Origin of the sequence: Mesorhizobium sp. C372A (assembly GCF_030323245.1) — a bacterium.
Classification (GTDB): domain Bacteria; phylum Pseudomonadota; class Alphaproteobacteria; order Rhizobiales; family Rhizobiaceae; genus Mesorhizobium.
Genome location: NZ_CP100475.1, coordinates 5,932,752 through 5,952,453 on the forward strand (window position 1 = coordinate 5,932,752; position 19,702 = coordinate 5,952,453).

The 19,702-nt window shown below is 63.6% G+C and carries 19 protein-coding genes; 7 read left to right on the forward strand and 12 right to left on the reverse strand.

Going from position 1 to position 19,702, the window contains the following annotated elements:
* Nucleotides 1–235 precede the first annotated feature (235 nt).
* The 3 genes from smc to NLY42_RS28670 all read right to left on the reverse strand — a co-directional run bounded on the left by smc (nt 236) and on the right by NLY42_RS28670 (nt 5,169).
* Complete coding sequence (smc, locus tag NLY42_RS28660; RefSeq protein ID WP_286488913.1) at nt 236–3,694, reverse strand: chromosome segregation protein SMC; 3,459 nt, start codon at nt 3,692–3,694, stop codon at nt 236–238.
* A 69-nt stretch (nt 3,695–3,763) separates the two neighbouring features.
* The gene (locus NLY42_RS28665) at nt 3,764–4,495 is read right to left on the reverse strand and encodes a DsbA family protein (RefSeq protein ID WP_023687169.1); all 732 of its coding nucleotides are present in this window, start codon (nt 4,493–4,495) and stop codon (nt 3,764–3,766) included.
* Between the two features lie 167 nt (nt 4,496–4,662).
* Nucleotides 4,663–5,169, reverse strand: coding sequence for a DUF721 domain-containing protein (locus NLY42_RS28670; protein WP_023687168.1), 507 nt, complete (start codon nt 5,167–5,169; stop codon nt 4,663–4,665).
* A 50-nt stretch (nt 5,170–5,219) separates the two neighbouring features.
* Between NLY42_RS28670 and mutY the strand changes: the two genes are divergently transcribed.
* Nucleotides 5,220–6,341: an A/G-specific adenine glycosylase gene (gene mutY / locus NLY42_RS28675; RefSeq protein ID WP_023727471.1), complete on the forward strand. Its 1,122-nt coding sequence runs from the start codon at nt 5,220–5,222 to the stop codon at nt 6,339–6,341.
* A gap of 22 nt (nt 6,342–6,363) precedes the next feature.
* Nucleotides 6,364–6,975: an HAD family hydrolase gene (locus NLY42_RS28680; RefSeq protein ID WP_023754849.1), complete on the forward strand. Its 612-nt coding sequence runs from the start codon at nt 6,364–6,366 to the stop codon at nt 6,973–6,975.
* A gap of 219 nt (nt 6,976–7,194) precedes the next feature.
* Here the strand turns inward: NLY42_RS28680 and NLY42_RS28685 are convergent, their stop codons facing one another.
* Nucleotides 7,195–8,328, reverse strand: coding sequence for a site-specific DNA-methyltransferase (locus NLY42_RS28685; RefSeq protein ID WP_023727472.1), 1,134 nt, complete (start codon nt 8,326–8,328; stop codon nt 7,195–7,197).
* A 188-nt stretch (nt 8,329–8,516) separates the two neighbouring features.
* On the opposite strand from NLY42_RS28685, the gene NLY42_RS28690 reads away from it, so the two are divergent.
* Entirely contained in the window at nt 8,517–9,203 is a 687-nt protein-coding gene (locus NLY42_RS28690; protein WP_023698533.1) for an HAD family hydrolase, read from the forward strand.
* Between the two features lie 5 nt (nt 9,204–9,208).
* On the opposite strand, the gene NLY42_RS28695 is transcribed toward NLY42_RS28690, so the two are convergent.
* The 7 genes from NLY42_RS28695 to NLY42_RS28725 all read right to left on the reverse strand — a co-directional run bounded on the left by NLY42_RS28695 (nt 9,209) and on the right by NLY42_RS28725 (nt 12,490).
* The gene (locus tag NLY42_RS28695) at nt 9,209–9,640 is read right to left on the reverse strand and encodes a DUF1801 domain-containing protein (protein WP_245263559.1); all 432 of its coding nucleotides are present in this window, start codon (nt 9,638–9,640) and stop codon (nt 9,209–9,211) included.
* 13 nt (nt 9,641–9,653) lie between these two features.
* Nucleotides 9,654–10,112, reverse strand: coding sequence for a DUF1801 domain-containing protein (locus NLY42_RS28700; protein WP_023735570.1), 459 nt, complete (start codon nt 10,110–10,112; stop codon nt 9,654–9,656).
* Between the two features lie 3 nt (nt 10,113–10,115).
* Nucleotides 10,116–10,337, reverse strand: coding sequence for a hypothetical protein (locus NLY42_RS28705; RefSeq protein WP_023668396.1), 222 nt, complete (start codon nt 10,335–10,337; stop codon nt 10,116–10,118).
* Between the two features lie 26 nt (nt 10,338–10,363).
* Nucleotides 10,364–10,756, reverse strand: coding sequence for a VOC family protein (locus tag NLY42_RS28710; RefSeq protein WP_023668397.1), 393 nt, complete (start codon nt 10,754–10,756; stop codon nt 10,364–10,366).
* 57 nt (nt 10,757–10,813) lie between these two features.
* On the reverse strand, nt 10,814–11,239 hold the full coding sequence (locus tag NLY42_RS28715) for an SRPBCC family protein (RefSeq protein ID WP_023668398.1): 426 nt from the start codon (nt 11,237–11,239) through the stop codon (nt 10,814–10,816).
* On the reverse strand, nt 11,236–11,559 hold the full coding sequence (locus NLY42_RS28720) for an ArsR/SmtB family transcription factor (protein WP_023668399.1): 324 nt from the start codon (nt 11,557–11,559) through the stop codon (nt 11,236–11,238). The genes NLY42_RS28715 and NLY42_RS28720 overlap by 4 nt, the downstream gene beginning before the upstream one ends.
* A gap of 199 nt (nt 11,560–11,758) precedes the next feature.
* The gene (locus NLY42_RS28725; RefSeq protein WP_023687159.1) at nt 11,759–12,490 is read right to left on the reverse strand and encodes a hypothetical protein; all 732 of its coding nucleotides are present in this window, start codon (nt 12,488–12,490) and stop codon (nt 11,759–11,761) included.
* A 128-nt stretch (nt 12,491–12,618) separates the two neighbouring features.
* Between NLY42_RS28725 and thrC the strand changes: the two genes are divergently transcribed.
* Genes thrC through NLY42_RS28745 form a run of 4 tightly spaced genes read left to right on the forward strand, consistent with a single transcriptional unit; the run spans nt 12,619 to nt 18,826 of the window.
* Complete coding sequence (gene thrC / locus NLY42_RS28730) at nt 12,619–14,016, forward strand: threonine synthase (RefSeq protein WP_023754850.1); 1,398 nt, start codon at nt 12,619–12,621, stop codon at nt 14,014–14,016.
* Nucleotides 14,017–14,030: 14 nt separating this feature from the next.
* Nucleotides 14,031–15,323, forward strand: a complete 1,293-nt coding sequence (locus NLY42_RS28735) for a M16 family metallopeptidase (protein WP_023668402.1) — start codon at nt 14,031–14,033, stop codon at nt 15,321–15,323.
* Between the two features lie 14 nt (nt 15,324–15,337).
* Entirely contained in the window at nt 15,338–15,934 is a 597-nt protein-coding gene (locus NLY42_RS28740; protein WP_023668403.1) for a GNAT family N-acetyltransferase, read from the forward strand.
* A gap of 3 nt (nt 15,935–15,937) precedes the next feature.
* A complete protein-coding gene (locus NLY42_RS28745; protein WP_023754851.1) occupies nt 15,938–18,826 on the forward strand; it encodes an EAL domain-containing protein in 2,889 nt (962 codons plus the stop codon).
* Nucleotides 18,827–19,021: 195 nt separating this feature from the next.
* On the opposite strand, the gene NLY42_RS28750 is transcribed toward NLY42_RS28745, so the two are convergent.
* Entirely contained in the window at nt 19,022–19,630 is a 609-nt protein-coding gene (locus NLY42_RS28750; protein ID WP_023698524.1) for a YqgE/AlgH family protein, read from the reverse strand.
* Nucleotides 19,631–19,702 lie beyond the last annotated feature (72 nt).

Genomic DNA, 19,702 nt, shown 5'->3' on the forward strand with positions numbered 1-19,702 from the left:
AACGTGGCAGCTGAATTGCGGTCGGAGCCTATTGCCATCTGCGCCTTGTAGGCATCGCTTTCGCGTTGGCCGGGCGCTTTGCATGTGGGCTTTGGCGTTCGCTCTCAGGTGGCGCTTAAATTCCTTCTCTTCGAACCTTACAGAATGCGCGTCGCAAGCAGGTCGCAAGGGCGACGGTCCTATTGCAACAGTCGGATCGACGCCATCGCCGACGAAATCAACAAAGCATGCTGCGTCAGCTCGCCTCGCGCATCGCCTCGGCGGCCTGCAGATCGACCGAGACCAGTTGGCTGACGCCCTGCTCGGCCATGGTCACGCCGAACAGGCGGTTCATGCGCGCCATCGTGATCGGGTTGTGGGTGATGATGACGAAGCGCGTCTCGGTGGTCGCGGCCATTTCGTCCATCAAATTGCAGAAGCGCTCGACATTGTGATCGTCGAGCGGCGCGTCGACTTCGTCGAGCACGCAGATCGGCGCCGGATTGGTCAGGAACACCGCAAAGATAAGCGACATCGCCGTCAGCGCCTGCTCGCCGCCGGACAGCAGCGTCATGGTCTGCGGCTTCTTGCCGGGCGGACGGGCCAGGATTTCGAGCCCGGCTTCGAGCGGGTCGTCGGATTCGATCAGCTGCAATTCGGCCGTGCCGCCACCGAACAGATGCGAGAACAGCCGCTGGAAATGGCCGTTGACCACCTCGAAAGCGGCAAGCAGCCGTTCGCGGCCTTCGCGGTTCAGGCTCTGGATCGCTTGCCTGAGCTTGCGGATCGCCTCGATGATGTCCTCGCGCTCGGAAACGATGGCCTCCAGCCGGTCCGACAGTTCCTTCTGCTCTTCCTCGGCGCGTAGATTGACGGCGCCGAGCCGCTCGCGCTCAACCTTCAGCCGGTCGAGCTGGCGCTCGATGTCGGCCATTTCCGGCATCGGGCTGTCGGCTTCCAGGCCGGTATGGCGGATGACCAAATGCGGCGGCGTGTTCAGCGTTTCCTGGATGCGCGCCTCGACCTCGAGCCGGCGCTCGTCGGCGGCGGTCAATCGCTCTTCGGCGCGGACGCGGGTTTCGCGGGAATCGGCCAGCGACTGGATCGCCGCGGTGGCGGCCTTGTCCAGCTCGGCCTGCTTGGTCTCGGCCTCCTGCAAGCGGTCGGCGGCCGCCTTGCGCAAGGTCTCTGCCTCGGTCAGCTGCGACAGCAGCGCGCGGCGCCTGGCGTCGATCTCGTCGGGGGCGTCGGCCAGCGTTTCGCGCTCGGCCTCGGCCTCGGCCCTGCGCTCGCCCAGCGAGGCAATCTGCGTCGAGGCGTTTTCGGCCCGCTGCAACCAGTTGCTGCGCTCGGCGCCGATGGCGTCGAGCCGGCGCGTGCGCGCCTCGGCTTCGCGGCGCAGGCCTTCATGGACGGCGCGCGCGTCGGCCAAGGTTGCGCGATCGCGGCTGACATTGGCGGCGGATTGTTCAAGCTGCAATTGCAGGTCGCCGAGATCGGGGGCGTCCTGCAGCAGCATTTCGGCCTCGGCGAAGGCGGCGGCCGTTTCTTCATGGCTGTCGACGATTCGCGCGCGCGCCTCGTCCAGGGCGGCGCGGCGGCTTGCCAGCTCGCCACCGGCCTTTTCGGCCTCGGCCAGCGCGCTGCGGGCGGCGTCCAGGCCGTGCTGGGCATCGCGCCCGGCCTGGCGGGCGTTGCGTTCGGCCTCGCTCGCCTCACGCAGCGCCTGTTCGGCCTGGGCAAGGGCAGCCTCTGCCTCACGCATCATCTGCGTCGCCTGCACCGCCTCGGCATCGAGCTCGGCCAGCCGGTTCTTCTGCGCCAGCCTCTGCGCGGCCGCGGTCGGTGCATCGGCGCTGGCGGTCAAGCCATCCCAACGCCACAGCGCGCCGTCACGGCTGACCAGCCGCTGGCCGGGGGCAAGCAGCGTCTGCAGGCGTTTGCCGTCCGCCGCATCGACGATGCCGATCTGCGCCAACCGGCGGGCAAGCTGCGAAGGCGCGCGCACCACGCTGGCGAGGCTCTTGAGGCCTTCCGGCAAAGCCGCATCGCCTGGTTCAACCTGGCTTTCGCCCCAATGCACCGGCGCGCTGCGGTCGAGCGGCACGTCGAGATCCTCGCCAAGCGCAGCACCGAGGGCCGTCTCATAGCCGCGTTCGACGCTGAGTTGCTCCAGTACCGACGGGAAAAGATCGCCGCTGGCGGCATTGAGGATCTTGGCCAGCGTGCGGGCTTCGGTCTCGATGCCGGCGAGTTCGGCCCTGGCATCCTGCAGCGGCGGACGGGCGGCACTCTCGGTGGCGCGCGCCTCGGCGACCGCCTGTTCGGCAGCAATGGCGCCGGCCTCGGCTTCCTCCAACCGGGCGAGCGCGTCCTCGACCAAAGCGCGCTTCTCGGCGGGATCGGGCAGGCCGGCGACTTTCGAGACGATCTCCGATAGCTCGCGGTCGACATCGGCCAGCTGGCGGGCAAAGCGATCGCGGCGTTCGGCGGTGTCGCGCAGCGTGCGCTCGATCTGGTTGCGCGAGGCGGCGGCCTCTGCTCGTTCGGCGGTCAGCGCCGCGAGCTTTGCTTCGCTTGTTATAAGCGTTGCGCCGGCCTGCTCGAAAGCGGCCCGCGTCGTGGCTTCGCGCTCGGCGGCGCCGGCATTGTCTGAGTTGAGCGTGGCTTCTTCCTCGCGCAGGCGCTCAAGAATATCCGCATTGTCGCGGACCATGCGCTCCTCGCGGGCGATGTCGCCGTCGAGCTGCTGCAGCCGGCGCTCGAGTTCGGCCTGGCGGGCGCGGATGCGGCCTGCCTCCTCCTCGATCTGCGCCTTGGCGATCGACAGGCGCTGGAAGGCGGCAGCCGCGGCGGCCTCGGCATCGCGCAGATCGGGCAGCCGGTGGGCACCGATGCCTTGCTCACGGGCGGCAGCCATCTGGGCGGCGGCGCGGTCGCCGACCAGAGCTGTGGCAACCGCCAATGCCGACCGCGCATCGCCCTCCTGGGTTTTGGCCAAGGTCCAGCGCAGATGCAAGAGCGTGGCTTCCGCCTTGCGGATATCGGCCGACAGGTTCTTGAAGCGCGATGCCTGGCGCGCCTGGCGCTTCAGGCTTTCGATCTGGCTTTCCAGTTCGCCGACGACGTCGTCCAGCCGTTCCAGATTCTGTTCGGCCGCCTTCAGCCGAAGCTCGGCCTCGTGACGGCGGGTGTGCAGGCCGGAAATGCCGGCGGCTTCTTCGAGCAGCGCGCGGCGCGCCTGCGGCTTGGCCTGGATCAGTTCGCCGATGCGGCCCTGTCCGACCATGGATGGCGAGCGCGCGCCGGTCGACTGGTCGGCGAACAGAAGCTGCACGTCCTTGGCGCGGGCTTCCTTGCCGTTGATGCGGTAGAGCGAGCCGGCTTCGCGCTCGATTCGGCGCGACACTTGCAATTCATCGGCGTCGTTGAAGGCGGCGGGCGCGGTCCGGTCGCTATTGTCGAGGAACAGCGTGACTTCGGCGGTGTTGCGGGCCGGGCGCGTTCCCGAGCCGGAAAAGATCACGTCGTCCATGCCGGACGCGCGCATGTTCTTGTATGAGCTTTCGCCCATCACCCAGCGCATCGCCTCGACAAGGTTCGACTTGCCGCAGCCATTCGGCCCGACAATGCCGGTCAGGCCGCGTTCGATGACGAACTCGCCGGGTTCGACGAAGGACTTGAAGCCGAGGAGGCGAAGGCGCGAAAACTTCATTCGCGCCTGCCTGGAAGGCACAAAGGTGCGCTGACGCCAAAGCGCAGTCGCTCCGGCGCCGCCTGGACGTCAGAGCAGAGGGTCGATGATGGCCGATATTTCCTCAATCGACATCGCACCTTTGTAGGTTTTCCCGTTGATGAAGAAGGTCGGTGTCGAGTCGACCTTGAATTCATCGGCGCCGCGCTTCTGGACCGATCTCACATCGTCCAGAAGTTTCTGGTCCGTCAAGCAGGCCTCGAAGGACTCCTGTGTAAAACCGGCGAGCTTGGAGATCTGCAGCAGCGCATCCTTGGTATTGTTGACGCCGACCCAGTTGGCCTGCTGCTTGAACAGCACGTCGACCATCGGGAAATAATTGTCCTTCGAACAGCGCGCCAGCATGAAACCGGCCTCGGCGCTCGGATCGAACGGGAATTCGCGCAGGATGTAACGCGCCTTGCCGGTGTCGATGTATTTGGTCTTCAACTCAGGGAAGGTGGTCGCCGCGAAATGCGCACAATGCGGGCAGGTCATCGAAGCATATTCGACGATGGTGACCTTGGCGTCATCCTTGCCGAGCTGCTTGTCGGGCAAAGCGCCGGGCTTCAGCAGTTCGGCCATGTCGACATTGCCGGAAGACTCCGGGACCTTGACGGCGGCCGGAGTGGCAGGCGTCGAAGCAGGCACCGCGGGAGCCGCAGGCTTCACATCCGCTGCTTTGGCATCCTCGCCTGAATCGCTGCATGCGGCGAGCATAGCCACTGCCGGAATGACGGCCAGCGAAGACAGGAGGTTTCTGCGGGACAAGCTACGGTTCATGCGAATCACCTGACTGTGGTTTGATTTTGCAACGCAAAGGCTAGAAAAGGCGAGAGTTGGCGGGAATTAAGGCATCGCCGTCCCCATTCCAATCGCCAAACTCTACATGCAGGATCACGAATGCGCGAGATAGATGACGCGTTCATGACCGACTGATTGCCGGTTGATTACCTTGGCCGCTTCCTTTGGCCAAGAATTGTGGCGCCAAGACGCTCCAGCGAGGCGCGCAAGCCTTCATCCTCGATCTTGCCGACGGTATCGGACAATTTGGCCTTTTCGACAGAAGTCAGTGCTCTCGGCGTCGGTTTCGGCCGGGCTTTGTCCCTCAGCACCGGCTTTTGCACGATCCGGATCCTGCCGATCGCGTTGAAGCCGAGAAAGGCATTGACGCGGTTGATGATCTCGCCGGTCTCGTGCTGTAGGTGCAGCGCGGCCATGCCCTCGCAGGCGATGACCAGCACCGCCGGCTCGAACGGATCGTCCTCATGCATGCGGCGCGGCCACTGGATTTTTTCGGGGCGCGAATGGCCGGCGAGCCTGGGGCCGGCGATCTCTTCCCATGACTGCACCAGCCCGATCGAAATGCCGGCCCGCTTGCGCAGCACGGGGTCGAGGATCGCGGTCGCGAGATCGCTCACCGGAACGGGATTGCCGTAAGGCGTTCTCCCTGCCATGTACGTTCTCCAGCCACGCTCCTCACCAGCCTAGAGCCAGCCCGCGATCAATGGCACTGCACGAACAGACCCGCAAGGCCGCATCCGAACCAACTCTATCAGGAGAGATCGCCGCGCGTCTGCTTGCCTGGTATGACGCGCACCATCGCGAACTGCCGTGGCGGATCACGCCGCACGCGGCGGCCGGCGGTGCACGGCCGGACCCCTATCGCATCTGGCTGTCGGAAGTGATGCTGCAGCAGACCACGGTCGAAGCGGTAAAATCCTATTTTCGCGCCTTTGTCGAGAAATGGCCTGATGTGAAGGCGCTGGCGGCTGCGCCGGCCGAGGATGTGATGAAGGCCTGGGCCGGGCTCGGCTATTATTCACGGGCGCGCAACCTCAAGGCCTGCGCCGATCTGGTTGCGAGCCAGGGCGGCCGTTTTCCCGACAAAGAAACGGGATTGAGGGAATTGCCGGGGATCGGCGCCTATACGGCGGCGGCGATCGCGGCGATCGCCTTCGACCGTCCGGCGGCGGTCGTCGACGGCAATGTCGAACGTGTCATCTCGCGGCTCTATTCGATCGCAACGCCGCTCAGCGAGGCAAAGCCCGAGATCCGCGCGCTCGTCGAAAGACTGGTTCCGCAGACAAGGCCGGGCGACTTCGCCCAGGCAATGATGGACCTTGGCGCCACGATCTGCACGCCAAGACGGCCGCGCTGCATGCTGTGCCCGGTGCGCGAGGATTGCAGCGCCATCCTGTCCGGCGACCCCGAGCGCTTTCCGGTCCGCCTGCCCAAGGTCGACAAACCACTCAGGCGGGGTGCCGCCTTCGTCGTCGAGCGAGGCGACGGCGCCATCCTGCTGCGCAAGCGGCCTGACAAGGGCCTGCTCGGCGGCATGACCGAGGTGCCGACCACAGGTTGGACAGCCCGGATAGACGGCGCAACCACTTCGGAGGCAGCGCCCTTCGCTGCGGACTGGCGGCGCGCCGGAGAGATCGCGCATGTCTTCACCCATTTCGCGCTCGAGCTCGAAGTTTTTCACGCTCAAGTGAAAAGTGATGCGCCGGAAGGGCATTTCTGGTCGCTGGCCCATGACATTTCCGGTGAAGCGCTGCCGACGGTCATGAAAAAGGTCATCGAAGCAGCGATACCGGGCGCAACCAAAAAACACCGCCCAATTGACTAGCATTCGCTTTGAAAGGCCAGAAATGACTGAAATCCGCCATATCGTGTTCGACATCGGCCGCGTCTTGCTCCACTACGATCCAAACATTCCGTTCAGCCGCCTCATTCCCGATGCCGAAGAGCGCAAGTGGTTCTTCGACAATGTCTGCACGCATGACTGGAACATCGAGCAGGACCGTGGCCGGACGTGGGAAGAGGCGGAAGCGCTGCTGATCGCGGATTACCCGGATCATGCTGAAAATATTCGCAATTTCCGTCGCTATTGGAATGACATGGTGCCGCATGCCTATGACGACAGCGTCGCCATCATGCTCGGTCTGATCGAGAGCGGCCGCGACGTGACCATGCTGACGAATTTCGCCGCCGACACGCTTGCCGAGGCGAGGCTGCGCTTCGATTTCCTCAGCCGCCCGCGCGGCGTGACCGTGTCGGCCGATATCCGTGAGATCAAGCCCGACCGCGCCATCTACGACCATCACGTCGCCGCGTTCGGTCTCGAACCGTCAGCCACGCTGTTCATCGACGACAGCCCCAGGAATGTCGATGGAGCCAGGGCGGCTGGCTGGAATGCTGTGCTGTTCACAGATGCAAAAACGCTCAAGGCGGACCTTGAGCGGTATGGCATCGCGACCTGAGCTACGCAGAGGGGTCGAAGGTAGCGCTTTATGGCGCCCCCCTCTGCCCTGCCGGGCATCTCCCCCCAAGGGGGAGATCAGCAGCCGCTGCGGCCGTTCTCACCTTGCAAGATCAAAAATTGGCGAAAGCGTTGATGACAGCAATCTCCCCCCTTGAGGGGAGATGCCCGGCAGGGCAGAGGGGGGCCGTCGTAGAGCGCCGAATTTAAACCTTGAATCTCAGGCCCCTGCGCGCTCCATACCGAGCCTGGCGATGCGGCGCAGTTCGTCGATCGGGGTCAGGCCGCCCGAGCGCTCATAGTGCCAGAAGGTCCAGCCATTGCAGGCGTCCAGGCCCTGCACTTCGGCGCCGATCTTGTGGATCGAGCCGGCGCTGTCACCGATGGCAACCGTGCCGTCGGCGCGTACCTTGGCCGACCAGCGCTTCTTGGCATCGTAAAGCGTGGCGCCGGGCTGCATAAGCCCGGTATCGATGAGGCTGACAAAGGCGACGCGCGGCTCGGCGCGCTTGCCGGTGAGCACGGCGAGATCGGCGCTTTCCAGCGGCCGCACGGCATCGATGCGCTCATTGGCGGCGTCGATATAGGCCTGTTCGCGCTCGATGCCGACGAAATGGCGGCCGAGGCGCTTGGCCACGGCACCGGTGGTGCCGGAACCGAAAAACGGGTCGAGCACGATGTCGCCCGGCTTGGTCGAGGCCATCATGATGCGGGCGAGCAGCGCTTCCGGCTTCTGCGTCGGATGCAGCTTGTCGCCATTGTCGTTCTTCAGCCGCTCGCCGCCAGTGCAGATCGGGAACAGCCAGTCGGAGCGCATCTGGATGTCGTCGTTCGATGCCTTCATCGCTTCGTAATTGAAGGTATAGCCCTTGCCCTTCTGGTCGCGCGAGGCCCAGATCATGGTCTCATGCGCGTTCTGGAAGCGGCGACCGCGGAAATTCGGCATAGGGTTGGTCTTGCGCCAGACGACATCGTTGAGAATCCAGAAGCCGAGATCCTGCATCTTGGCGCCGACGCGGAAGATGTTGTGGTAGGAGCCGATGACCCAGATGGTGCCATTCGGCTTCAGCACGCGGCGTGCCGCCAGGAGCCAGGCGCGGGTGAAGGCGTCATAGGCCTCGAAGCTCTCGAACTGGTCCCAGTCATCGTCGACGGCGTCGACCTTGGACTGGTCGGGCCGGTGCAAATCGCCGTCGAGTTGCAGATTGTAAGGCGGATCGGCGAAGATGACGTCGATGGATTTTTCCGGCAGCCGGTCGAGCGCGGCGACACAATCGCCCTTGAGGATCGTGTCCAGCCACTCGGATTGCTGGGGGGCGTGGGAGAGGTCGGCGACAAGACGCACGGCAGACATTTTTACACCCAAGGCACGCGTTACTGTTTACTCCCCGTTATGGTTACCGATCAGCGTAAATATTCGGTGAAGGACGCAACGGTCCAGGCAGCCCTGACGTCGTCAATTTGCGCAGCCCGGCCCGTTGGTGTATGTCGCGCCGCTTGAGCCTTGCCGGGCCTCCATCACCCTCCCTCGTTCGGATTGCCATGCCCCAGCCAGATCTTGTCATCTTCGATTGCGACGGCGTGCTCGTCGATTCCGAAATCATCGCAGCCCGCGTCGAGGCCGAATTGCTGACCTTGGCCGGATATGAAATCTCGGCTGAGGAATACGCCGAAACCTATGCCGGACTGACCTTCAAGGACATCATGATGCGGGTCGAGCAAAAATCCGCCATCCCGTTCCAGGCCTCGATGATCGACCGGGCCGAAGAGCTGGTCGACCGCAAACTGCGCAGCGACGTGCGCGCCATCGACGGCGTGCGCGAGGCGGTCGCCGCAGTCACCGCGCCGCGCTGCGTCTGCTCGAACTCACGCTTGGAGCGGATCGAGTTCATGCTCGAGAAAGTGGGCCTGCTGCCGTTCTTCGCCGGCCGGATTTTTTCAGCGCTGGAAATACCAAGCAAGAAAACCAAGCCCGCGCCGGATGTGTTCCTGATCGCGGCGCAGCAACTCAACGCCAATCCGGCAAACACCTTCGTCATCGAGGATTCGGTGCACGGCGTCACCGGCGCCAGGGCCGCTGGCATGCGCGTGATCGGCTTCACCGGCGCCGCGCACAGCTATCCCGGCCATGCCGATGTGCTGACCGAAGCCGGCGCCGAAACCGTCATCCGCCGATGGGCCGAACTGAAAAGTGTGATTGCCGCTCTGTCGGAGTGGTCGGACGCCTGAACCGATCAGTCCTTGGCTTTGGCCGACTTAGCCGGTTTCTTCTTAGCCATGTTGTAGGCAATCGCGGCGCGGACGAGCGCTTTCAGCGCATCCGCATCGATCTCGTCGCCCTCCGACACATCGATGGCGCGCCACACCTTGCCGTTGAGCCCGTTGTTGAACAGCCTGTAGGGATCCGGCAGGCTGGCACCGTGACAAAAGGTCAGCTTCACCTTGTCCTTGTGAGCGTTGCCGACGGCGATCATGCCGTCGCGTGACCATACCGGGCTGCCCATCCACTTCCACTCCTCGATGATTTCCGGGTCGGCGTCGAGGATGGTCTTGCGCAGGCTGGCCAACGTCTTGCCCCGCCAATCGTCCAGCTCCCGGATTCGGGCATCTATCCGCTCGGAGGCAGAGGCGCCTCCCTCGTCCTTGCTCGACATGCTGATCTTCATGGTCTGCCTCCGTTCACATCTTATCGCCGGGCAATCGGCTGGCCTGCTTCACCCAGGAGGCGAAGCGGGCTTCGTCGATCTCTTCGCCTTCATGGATGTCGAGATAGCGCACTTCCTTTTGCCTGGAACCGCCGGGAGGCACAGGATCGAGCGACGTGCCGCGAAAGAAGGCGACTTTGACGTATCTGGTGAAGCAATGCAGGCTGAGGAACCAACCCTCGCCCTCGATGCCATAGAACGGTGAGTTCCACTTCACCGCCTTGTAGACGCCGGGGACGGCGCTGACGATAAGTGCGTCGATCCGGCGCCCGACATCGCTTTTCCAGCCCGGCATGGCAGCAATATACGCCTGCACCGGAGCGTCCCCATAGGCCTTCGGGATCTGCGGGTTGCCGCCCGAAAGCAGGACCGGCTTTTCCGGCTTGTCTGGGGCCGGTTTTGCGACCTTCGATTTTCCCAGCGCCTTGGCCATGTCCTACCCTTGCGCGCCCTGCTCGCCACGCGATCTCGCGACGTAAGGCAGCACGAACATGTAGAGGCCGCTGAACAGCAGCAGGAAGAGCGGCAGCAGCGGCGAATAGACCACCCAGGCCGGAGGTTGCCCGAACGCCATGGTGATGAAATTGGCTGCCACGGTCAGCGTGAAGATGATCGACAGCCAACGATGGGTTTGACGTATCCATTTGCTCAAGTTCATTGCAACCCTCCTCTTGAAACCAGCGCCTACCAACGCGCCAGTTGGGTGATCTGGATGAGATTGCCGCAGCTGTCGTTGAGCTGGGCGATGGTCGAGCCGGTCACTTCTGTCGGCGCCATGGCGAACGCACCGCCGCGTCCCTTGATGCGCTCGTAATCACCCTTGACGTCGTCGGTGAACAGCATGAGCGCGGGCTGCCCCTGCTTGAAGATGGCCTGCTGGTAGGCCTTGGCGGCCGGGTTGTCGTTGAGCGCCAGCTGTAGCTCGGCTCCCTCGGGCTCATCGGGTGAGATGACGGTCAGCCAACGAAAAGGCCCATTGCTGAAGTCGGCCTTCACGGCAAAGCCCAGCACGTCGGTGTAGAAGCGCAGTGCGTTGTCCTGGTTGTCCACATAGACGCTGGTCAGCTTGATCTTCATCGATTTACTCCTTTTTGCATTCGGTGCCCCGCGATCAGGGCATGGTACCGGCAGGCTTCAATCCGGCTTCGCCAGGACCTGCTCCAGCTTGGTGAGGAATTGCTGCCACCCGGCCCTGGCGCCGCCATAGGCCTGCTTCTGGCTCGGATGGAAGCCCGACTGCTCGACGCGCAGATGGGTTCCCGAGCTCGTGGGTGTGAGCGTGAACGTCACCACGCTCGTCAGATTGTAGGCGGCATCCTCATGCGCAAAATCCCAGCTGTAGGACAGCGTCCTGTTTTGCTCGATGGCCAGCACCTCGCAGTCGAGCACGCCGCCCCAGTCGCCGCGAAGATTGAAGCTGTGGCCGACGACAGGCTTGAAATCGTTCTTCATGAGCCATTCCTCAATCAGATGCGGCTGCGTCAACGCGCGCCAGATCTTCTCCGCCGGCCAGGATATTTCACGTTCGACGACGACGGTGCGCAGCTCGGGATTGCTCACTGGTCCATCCTTTTCAGCAGGCTCTCGAGATCATCGAAGCGGCTCTCCCAGAATCCAGTCATTTGAACTGTCCAGTCGGTCAGCGGGCCAAGTGCCGCGGGCTGGGCGCTGTAGTGGGTCTGGCGTCCGGCGTGGCGGTCACGCACCAGGCCGGCCAGCTTCAGGACGCCGAGATGCTTCGACACCGCCGGTTGCGAGACCCCGGACTGCGCCGTCAGCGCCCCCACGGTCTGCTCACCTTGGCGGCACAAGCGCTCGAAGATGGCCCGCCGGGTCGGGTCGGCAAGCGTTCTGAACAAAGTATCGTGGGCGTCCGGCATCGGGATCAATAACCTGCGAGCTATTGATTGACGTATAACCGCCGGGATATGGATGAGTCAAGTGCGCTGGCGGAATGGATCGAGATTAAAGCGCAGACGCGACCTGCCGCAGGCGCACGCCTGCAGGATTACGATCGGATCGTTTGGATCTTTCAAAGAGTTGACCGGCACCGTCGCAGCAGCGGCGGCGCCCAGGCGCTTAGTTCGTCGCCGGAGCGCGCTTCTTTTTCTTGCCGGACTTCTTGTCCACCGCCGCCGGCGCGGTGTCGTCATAGCCGGCATAGACAGTGTAATCCCGGGCGGAGGGTTCGGGCACGACGACGTTGGGATCGGTGAACACGAACTGGGTGGCGGTCGAGGGATCGCTGACCTGGATCTGATAGGGGTGGATCTGCGAATAAAGTACGTCGGGGCCGTGCATGACGGCAATGCGGATCGGCATGGTGATGGTGCCGGGGGCGAACAGCGGTCCCGGCACGATCTTGCCGGCAACCCCAACCTTCATCGTCAACTGGCCGTTGGCACGGCTGCAATCGCGGCTCACATCGCTGATCGAGGCCTGGTAGATGATCTTGGCCGGATCCTTGTTCGGATCGACGATGGAGCCGTCAGGCGCCGTCTGCGCGGCGGCAGCGGCCTCGGCATCCTGTGTTGCATCAGCCTTTTTCTTTTTCGGCTGCGGCGCGCCCTTGGCGTAGGTATTGAAGTATGCGGTGCCGTCACGCACCGTCACTTTCGGGCAGTAGGCCTGCAACTGGCTGGCGAGAACCTTGGGATCCTGAGGCGGTATTGGCGCATTCGGGTCGGTCTTCTTGCCGAAACCGAGATTGAGGATGCCATTGTCGCTGGATTGGCAACCGGCGGCGGCAAGCATAAAGCCGGTTAGCGCCAGACCCGCGACAAAGCGACGGTTGAACTTATGAAACGCCATGAAACTGCACTTCCCTCTCGCAAAGTTGGTGACGTATAGCAACGCCACGGCAAAAATGCGACTGAGGCGGCTCGGAAAATTAACCAATTGCCGTGGATGAAACCGGCGGCAGCAATGGACCTTTGACGATGCGCTATGTGAGTACCCGCGGGGATGCGCCCGTGCTTGGATTTGCCGATGCGGTGCTGGCGGGGCTGGCCCGCGACGGCGGGCTTTATGTGCCGCAGACATGGCCGCAGTTTTCGGCAGCCGAGATCCGCGCCATGCGCGGCCTGCCCTATGCGGACCTCGCCATCCGCGTGCTGACGCCCTTCCTCGGCGGCGAGATCGCCGCACCCGTCTTCGAGCGCCTGGTGCGAGAAGCCTATGCCACCTTCCGCCACCGGGCCGTCTGCCCGCTGGTGCAGACCGGCGCCAACACGTTCATCCTCGAGCTCTTCCACGGTCCGACGCTGGCCTTCAAGGACGTTGCCATGCAGCTGCTTGCCCGGCTGATGGACCATGTACTGACTGAGCGTGGCCAGCGCGCCACCATCGTCGGCGCGACCTCGGGTGACACTGGCGGCGCCGCCATCGATGCCTTCGCCGGCCGCGACCGAACTGACATTTTCGTGATGTTCCCGCATGGCCGCGTCTCGCCGGTGCAGCAGCGGCAGATGACGACATCGACTGCCGCCAACGTCCAGGCGCTGGCGATCGAAGGCAATTTCGACGATTGCCAGGGCCTGCTGAAGGATATGTTCAACGATCATCGTTTTCGTGATCGCGTGTCGCTGTCGGGCGTCAATTCGATCAACTGGGCCCGCATCATGGCCCAGATCGTCTATTATTTTTCCTCGGCGCTTTCGCTCGGCGCGCCGGACAGGCCGGTCTCCTTTACCGTGCCGACCGGCAATTTCGGCGATATTTTCGCCGGTTACGCCGCCAAGAAGATGGGCCTGCCGATCGAGCGGCTGATCGTCGCCACCAACGACAACGACATATTGGCGCGCACTTTCGCGACCGGTGAATACCGCACCAAGGGTGTGTTTGCGACGACGTCGCCATCGATGGACATCCAGGTATCGTCGAACTTCGAGCGACTGCTGTTCGAGGCCTGCGACCGTAACGCAGAGACGGTGCGGCGTTACATGGCCGGCCTCAAGCAATCCGGCGCCTTCACCATCGAAACCGCGGAAATCGACCGGATGCGGTCCGAATTCGACGCCGGACGCGCTGATATGGACGAGGTTGCCGCCACCATCCGTTCAACGCTCGAATCCAGCAATTATCTGCTCGATCCGCACACGGCCGCGGCCGTGCATGTCGCCGCCGGCAAGGCTGACGGTGCAGTGCCGATGGTGGTGCTGGGCACGGCGCACCCGGCCAAGTTCCCGGCCGCGGTCGAAGCCGCCTGCGGCGTGTCGCCGGCCCTGCCCGCATGGCTGGGGTCCTTGATGTCAGCCGACGAAAAGTACACGGTACTTCCATCCGACCTGAAAATGGTGGAAGATTACGTGAGCCGCCACTCAAGGGCAGCGCGTTAGGGAGTACTTGCCATATGGGTGTTGAGGTAAGCCGTCTGTCGAACGGCCTGACAGTCGCCACCGAAACCCTTCCAAGCCTCGAATCCGTTGCCCTTGGCGCCTGGGTCAAGTCCGGCGCCCGCAATGAGCGTGACGACGAGCACGGAATGGCCCATCTGCTCGAGCATATGGCCTTCAAGGGTACGAAAAGGCGGACGGCCTTCGAGATCGCCTCGGAAATCGAGGATGTCGGCGGCGAGATCAATGCCGCCACATCAGTCGAGACGACGTCCTATTACGCCAGGGTGCTGTCCGACGATGTGCCGCTGGCGGTGGATATCCTTGCCGATATCCTGCAGGAGTCCGAATTCGACCCGGAGGAACTGGAGCGCGAGCAGCATGTGATCCTGCAGGAGATCGGCGCCGCGCACGACACACCCGACGACATCGTCTTCGACCGTTTCACCGAGACCGCCTTCCGCCACCAGACGATCGGCCGCTCGATCCTCGGCACGCCGGAAACCGTCAAATCCTTCACCTCCAAACAGCTACATGATTTCATCGAGCGCCAATATGGCGCCGAGAAGATGGTGATCGTGGCGGCCGGCGACATCAAGCACGACAATTTCGTGCGCGAGGTCGAAAAGCAGCTCGGCGGTTTCCGCAGCAAGTCCGACAGCACGATGCCGCAATATGCGCAGTATGTCGGCGGCGATTTCCGCGAGGATCGCGACCTGATGGACGCGCAGATCGTGCTCGGCTTCGAAGGCCGAGCCTATCATGTGCGCGATTTCTACGCTTCGCAGGTGCTGTCGATGATCCTCGGCGGCGGCATGTCGTCCCGGCTGTTCCAGGAGGTCCGCGAAAAGCGTGGCCTGTGCTATTCGGTCTATGCCTTCCACTGGGGTTTTTCCGATACCGGCATCTTCGGCGTTCATGCCGCGACCGGGCAGAGCGACATTGCCGAACTGGTGCCGGTCATTATCGACGAGCTGCAGAAGGCCGGCGAGAATATCCTTCAGGAAGAGCTCGACCGCGCCCGCGCGCAATATCGCGCCGGCCTGATCATGTCGGCTGAAAGCCCGGCCAGCCGCGCCTCGCAGATCGCCAGGCAGCTGCTTCTGTTCGGTCGGCCGATCGCCAAGGAGGAGTTGATGGAACGGCTGTCGGCGCTGACCGTCGAGCGGCTGACCGACCTTTCGTCCCGGCTGTTTTCGACCAAGCCGACGCTGACCGCGGTTGGACCGGTGGGTACGCTCGCGCCCTATGAGGCGATTCTCGATTCGCTTGCGGGCACGCACACCACGGCCCGCAAGCTCGCCGTCTAAGCCTTCAAGCGCCGGTGTTCGCGCTCCCTTTCTTTCGCCGTGACCTGCCGGCACTGAAAGGCGACCGGGTCATGCTGCGCGTGCCCTACACCAACGACTATCGCGAATGGTCAGCGGTGCGCGGCGAAAGCCGTGCCTTCCTCGAACCGTGGGAGCCGCGCTGGACGCCCGATGAACTCGACCGCACCGCCTGGCGGCTGCGCATCGGCCGCTACCGCGAAGACTATGCGCAGGGGACAGCCATCGCCTTCTTCATCTTCGAGAAGGCGAGCGGCAAGCTTGCCGGCGGCATTACGCTCGGCAATATCCGCCACGGCGTCTCGCAAAGCGGCCATGTCGGGTACTGGATCGGGGAGCGGTTTGGCGGCCGCGGCCTGATGACCGACGCGGTCAAGGTGGTCTGCCGCTTCGCCTTCGATACGCTGAGGTTGCACCGGATCGAAGCTGCCTGTATTCCCGACAATGTCCGGTCGATCCGCGTGCTTGAAAAAGCCGGATTCCGGCGCGAAGGACTTCTGCGATCCTACCTCAGGATCAACGGCATCTGGCAGGACCACTACCTCTACGCCCGGATCGCGGACGATCCGCCGGGCGCTGGAACGAAGGACTGATTTTTGACGAATTTCCTGCGAAACGGGTCGCTGTTGGCCTTTGTTCTGGCGGTTGTCGTCACGCTTTGCGCGGCGCTCCCGGCCTTCGCCGTCGAACCGATCAAGATTGCCCGCGACGATGTCGCGCTCGACCTGTCGCGCGCCGTCGAGATTTACCGCAACCAGGGCGAAAACTTCCAGGTGTCGACCGCACCCGGCCCCGATGGCATCGTCCGGCGCATCGAGGTCGAGGCCAATGACGCGCGCTCGAGCGGTGACTGGGCGGTGTTCGCGCTCGCCAACACCACCGACCAGCAGCTTGACCGGCTGATCGTGGCGCCGCATTTCAGGCTGGTGAATTCCGGCATCTTCTGGCCCGATCTCGGCGCCACCCGCATCGCCGCGATCACACCCAGCGAGGGCTTCGCGCTCGACCGCCAGTCAAGCTCCGACGCCGACGTGTTCCGGGTGACGCTGAACCCGGGAACGGTGATCACCTTCATCGCCGAACTCGCCTCGCCGAAGCTGCCGCAGGTCTATCTATGGGAGCCGGAAGCCTACAAGGACTCGGTCAATTCCTATACGCTGTTTCGCGGCATCGTCATCGGCATCGCCGGGCTGCTGGCGCTCTTCCTGACCATCCTTTTCGTCGTCAAGGGGACCTCGATGTTTCCGGCGACAGCCGCACTTGCGTGGGCGGTACTTGCCTATATCTGCGTCGATTTCGGCTTTCTAAACAAGATCATAGAGATATCGCCCGGCAACGAGCAGATGTGGCGAGCGGGAACCGAGGTGGCGCTTGCGGCGACCTTCGTGGTGTTCCTGTTCGCCTATCTCAACCTCAACCGATGGCACGGCCATTTCAGCTATGGCGCGCTGGTCTGGATTCTCGGCCTGGTGCTGATCGCGGGTGTGGCCATCATCGATCCGGCCGTCGCCGCCGGTATTGCCCGGCTGTCCTTTGCCGCCACCGCGCTGACCGGGCTCGGCCTCATCATCCTGCTCGGTCTTCGTGGTTACGACCGTGCGATCATGCTAGTGCCCAGTTGGGTGATGGTGCTGCTATGGCTGTGCGGGTCGTGGATGGCGATCACCGGCATGCTCGACAACGACATCGCCCAGCCAGCATTGGGCGGCGGGCTGATCCTGATCATCCTTTTGATCGGCTTCACCGTCATGCAGCATGCCTTTGCCGGCGGCGCGCTGCATCAGGGCCTGTTCTCCGATCTCGAGCGCCAGGCGCTGGCCGTCGCCGGCTCCGGCGACACGGTGTGGGACTGGGACGTGCTGCGCGACCGCGTCGTCACCAAGCCCGACGTCAGCATCCAGCTTGGCCTCGCTCCCAACAGCCTGGGGGGTGCGGCCCGCAACTGGCTGCCGGTGCTGCATGCCGACGACCGCGACACGTTCCGCACCACGCTCGACGTGGTGCTCGAACATCGGCGCGGCCGGGTCTCGCAGAATTTCCGCCTGCGCGGCGCCGACGGGCACTACCACTGGTTCTTGCTTCGGGCGCGGCCGGTGATCGGCTCGGATGGCGAAGTGATTCGCTGCGTCGGCACCATGGTCGACGTCACCGAGCAGAAAAAGTCCGAGGAAAGGCTGCTGCACGATGCCGTTCACGACAATCTGACCGGCCTGCCCAACCGCGAACTTCTGATGAACCGGCTGGAAGCCATCATCTCGATCGCGCGCACCGAAGAGAAGGTGCGCCCCACCGTCTTCGTCATCGACATCGACCGTTTCAAGCAGGTCAATGACGGGCTTGGCATCTCGGCCGGCGACACCATCCTGCTCACCATTGCGCGCCGCTTGCACCGGCTGTTGAAACCGAAGGATTCGCTGTCGCGCTTTGCCGGTGACCAGTTCGCCCTGATGCTGCTCTCCGAACAGGAACCCTCCCGCATCGCGGCGGTGGCAGACGCCATCAAGCACGCGATCAACAACCCGATCACCTTCGCCAAGCGCGAGATCGTGCTGACTGCCTCGATCGGCCTGATCACCTGGACCTCGGCGCAGACTTCGGCAGAAGACATGGTCAAGGACGCCGAGCTTGCCATGCACCAGGCCAAGCGCTTCGGCGGTGACAGGATCGAGCCGTTCCGGCCGGCCTTCCGCACCGTCGGCACCGACCGGCTGCAATTCGAATCCGATCTGCGCCGCGCCATCGAGCGGCGCGAATTCACCCTTGCCTACCAGCCGATCGTGCGGCTGGAGGATGGCAGCATTGCCGGCTTCGAAGCGCTGCTGCGTTGGGACCATCCGCGCCGCGGCATGATCCCGCCGGGCGATTTCATTCCGGTCGCCGAAAGCTGTGGCCTGATCGTGCAGCTTGGGCTGTTTGCCATGCAGCAGGCGGCCGAAGACCTCGCCGGCTGGCAAAAGCAGATCGGCGACACCCCGCTGTCAGTGTCGGTCAATCTGTCCAGCCGCCAGCTGATCCGCCGCGACCTGGTCAGCGATGTCCGCTCGGTCATCGCCCGCGCCAATCTGAAGCCGCGCTGCTTCCGGCTCGAACTTACCGAATCGCTGGTCATGGACAATCCAGAGCAGACCTCGCATGTGCTGACCAAACTCAAGCAGCTCGGCATCGGCCTGTCGCTGGACGATTTCGGCACCGGCTATTCCTCGCTCGCCTATCTGACCCGCTTCCCCTTCGACACCATCAAGATCGACAAGAGCTTCGTCGACGACGCGACGCCGAAGCGGGCGGTGCTGCTCAAATCCATGGTCAACATGGCGCATGAACTCGGCCTGTCGGTGGTGGCCGAGGGCATTTCCGACGAAAGCGATGCGCTGGAATTGCGCCAGATGGGCTGCGAATATGTGCAAAGCTTCATGTTCGGCGCGCCGATGCCAGGCGACCAGGTGCTGAAGGCGTTGAAAGAGCAGTACCCGATGACGCAGGCGTGATGGGTGAGGCATGCGTCGTGCAGGCGAGTGGTTACATTGAAATGAACCCCGAAAATTAGCTGAAGCGACCGCGCCTTCGTCATCCTAGGGCGAAGCAAGGAGCGCTGCGACGCAGCGCAGACCCTAGGATGACGAAAGTGGCGGGCGGCTTCGGCTAGTCGCGAAGGTTCGGCGGAACGTCGGCGAGGCGAGGCCTCAGGCGTGCCCCGCGGCCAGGCTCAAATGCGCCAGATCAATCCCGATCGATGCCAGGATGCGGTCGTACTTCCGCTCGATGTCGGCGTCGAACAGCAGCTCCGGCGTGGCCGGACAGGTCAGCCAGCCATTCTCAGCGATCTCGGTTTCCAGCTGGCCGGCGCCCCAGCCGGAATAGCCGAGCGCCATCAATGCGCGCCGCGGGCCGCGGCCGGACGAGATGGCGCGCAATATGTCGACCGTCGCGGTCAGGCAGATATCGTCGGAGACGGTGAGCGAGGATTCCACCCGGTAGTCGCCCGAGTGAAGGACGAAGCCGCGGCTGCGGTCGACGGGGCCGCCATTGCGCACCACGAAGTCGCGAGCCTGCGCCGGCAGCCTGATCGCCTCCTGCTCGTTCATGATGCCGAGCTGCACCAGAAGATCGGGAAACAGCATCTGCTGCGTCTGGTTGATGATCAGGCCCATGGCGCCTTCATCGCTGTGCGCACAGATGTAGATGACCGAGCGCGTGAAGCGATCGTCCTTCATGCCGGGCATGGCAATCAGAAACTGGTCGTCAAGAAAGCCGCGTCCACCGGCCGTCTTTTTGTGGCGCAAAAAGTCCATGAACGGGAGCGTAACGCGTTTCCGGGACGCCGAAAAGATGCGCCGCGTGCGATTCGGCCAAACCCCGACGGT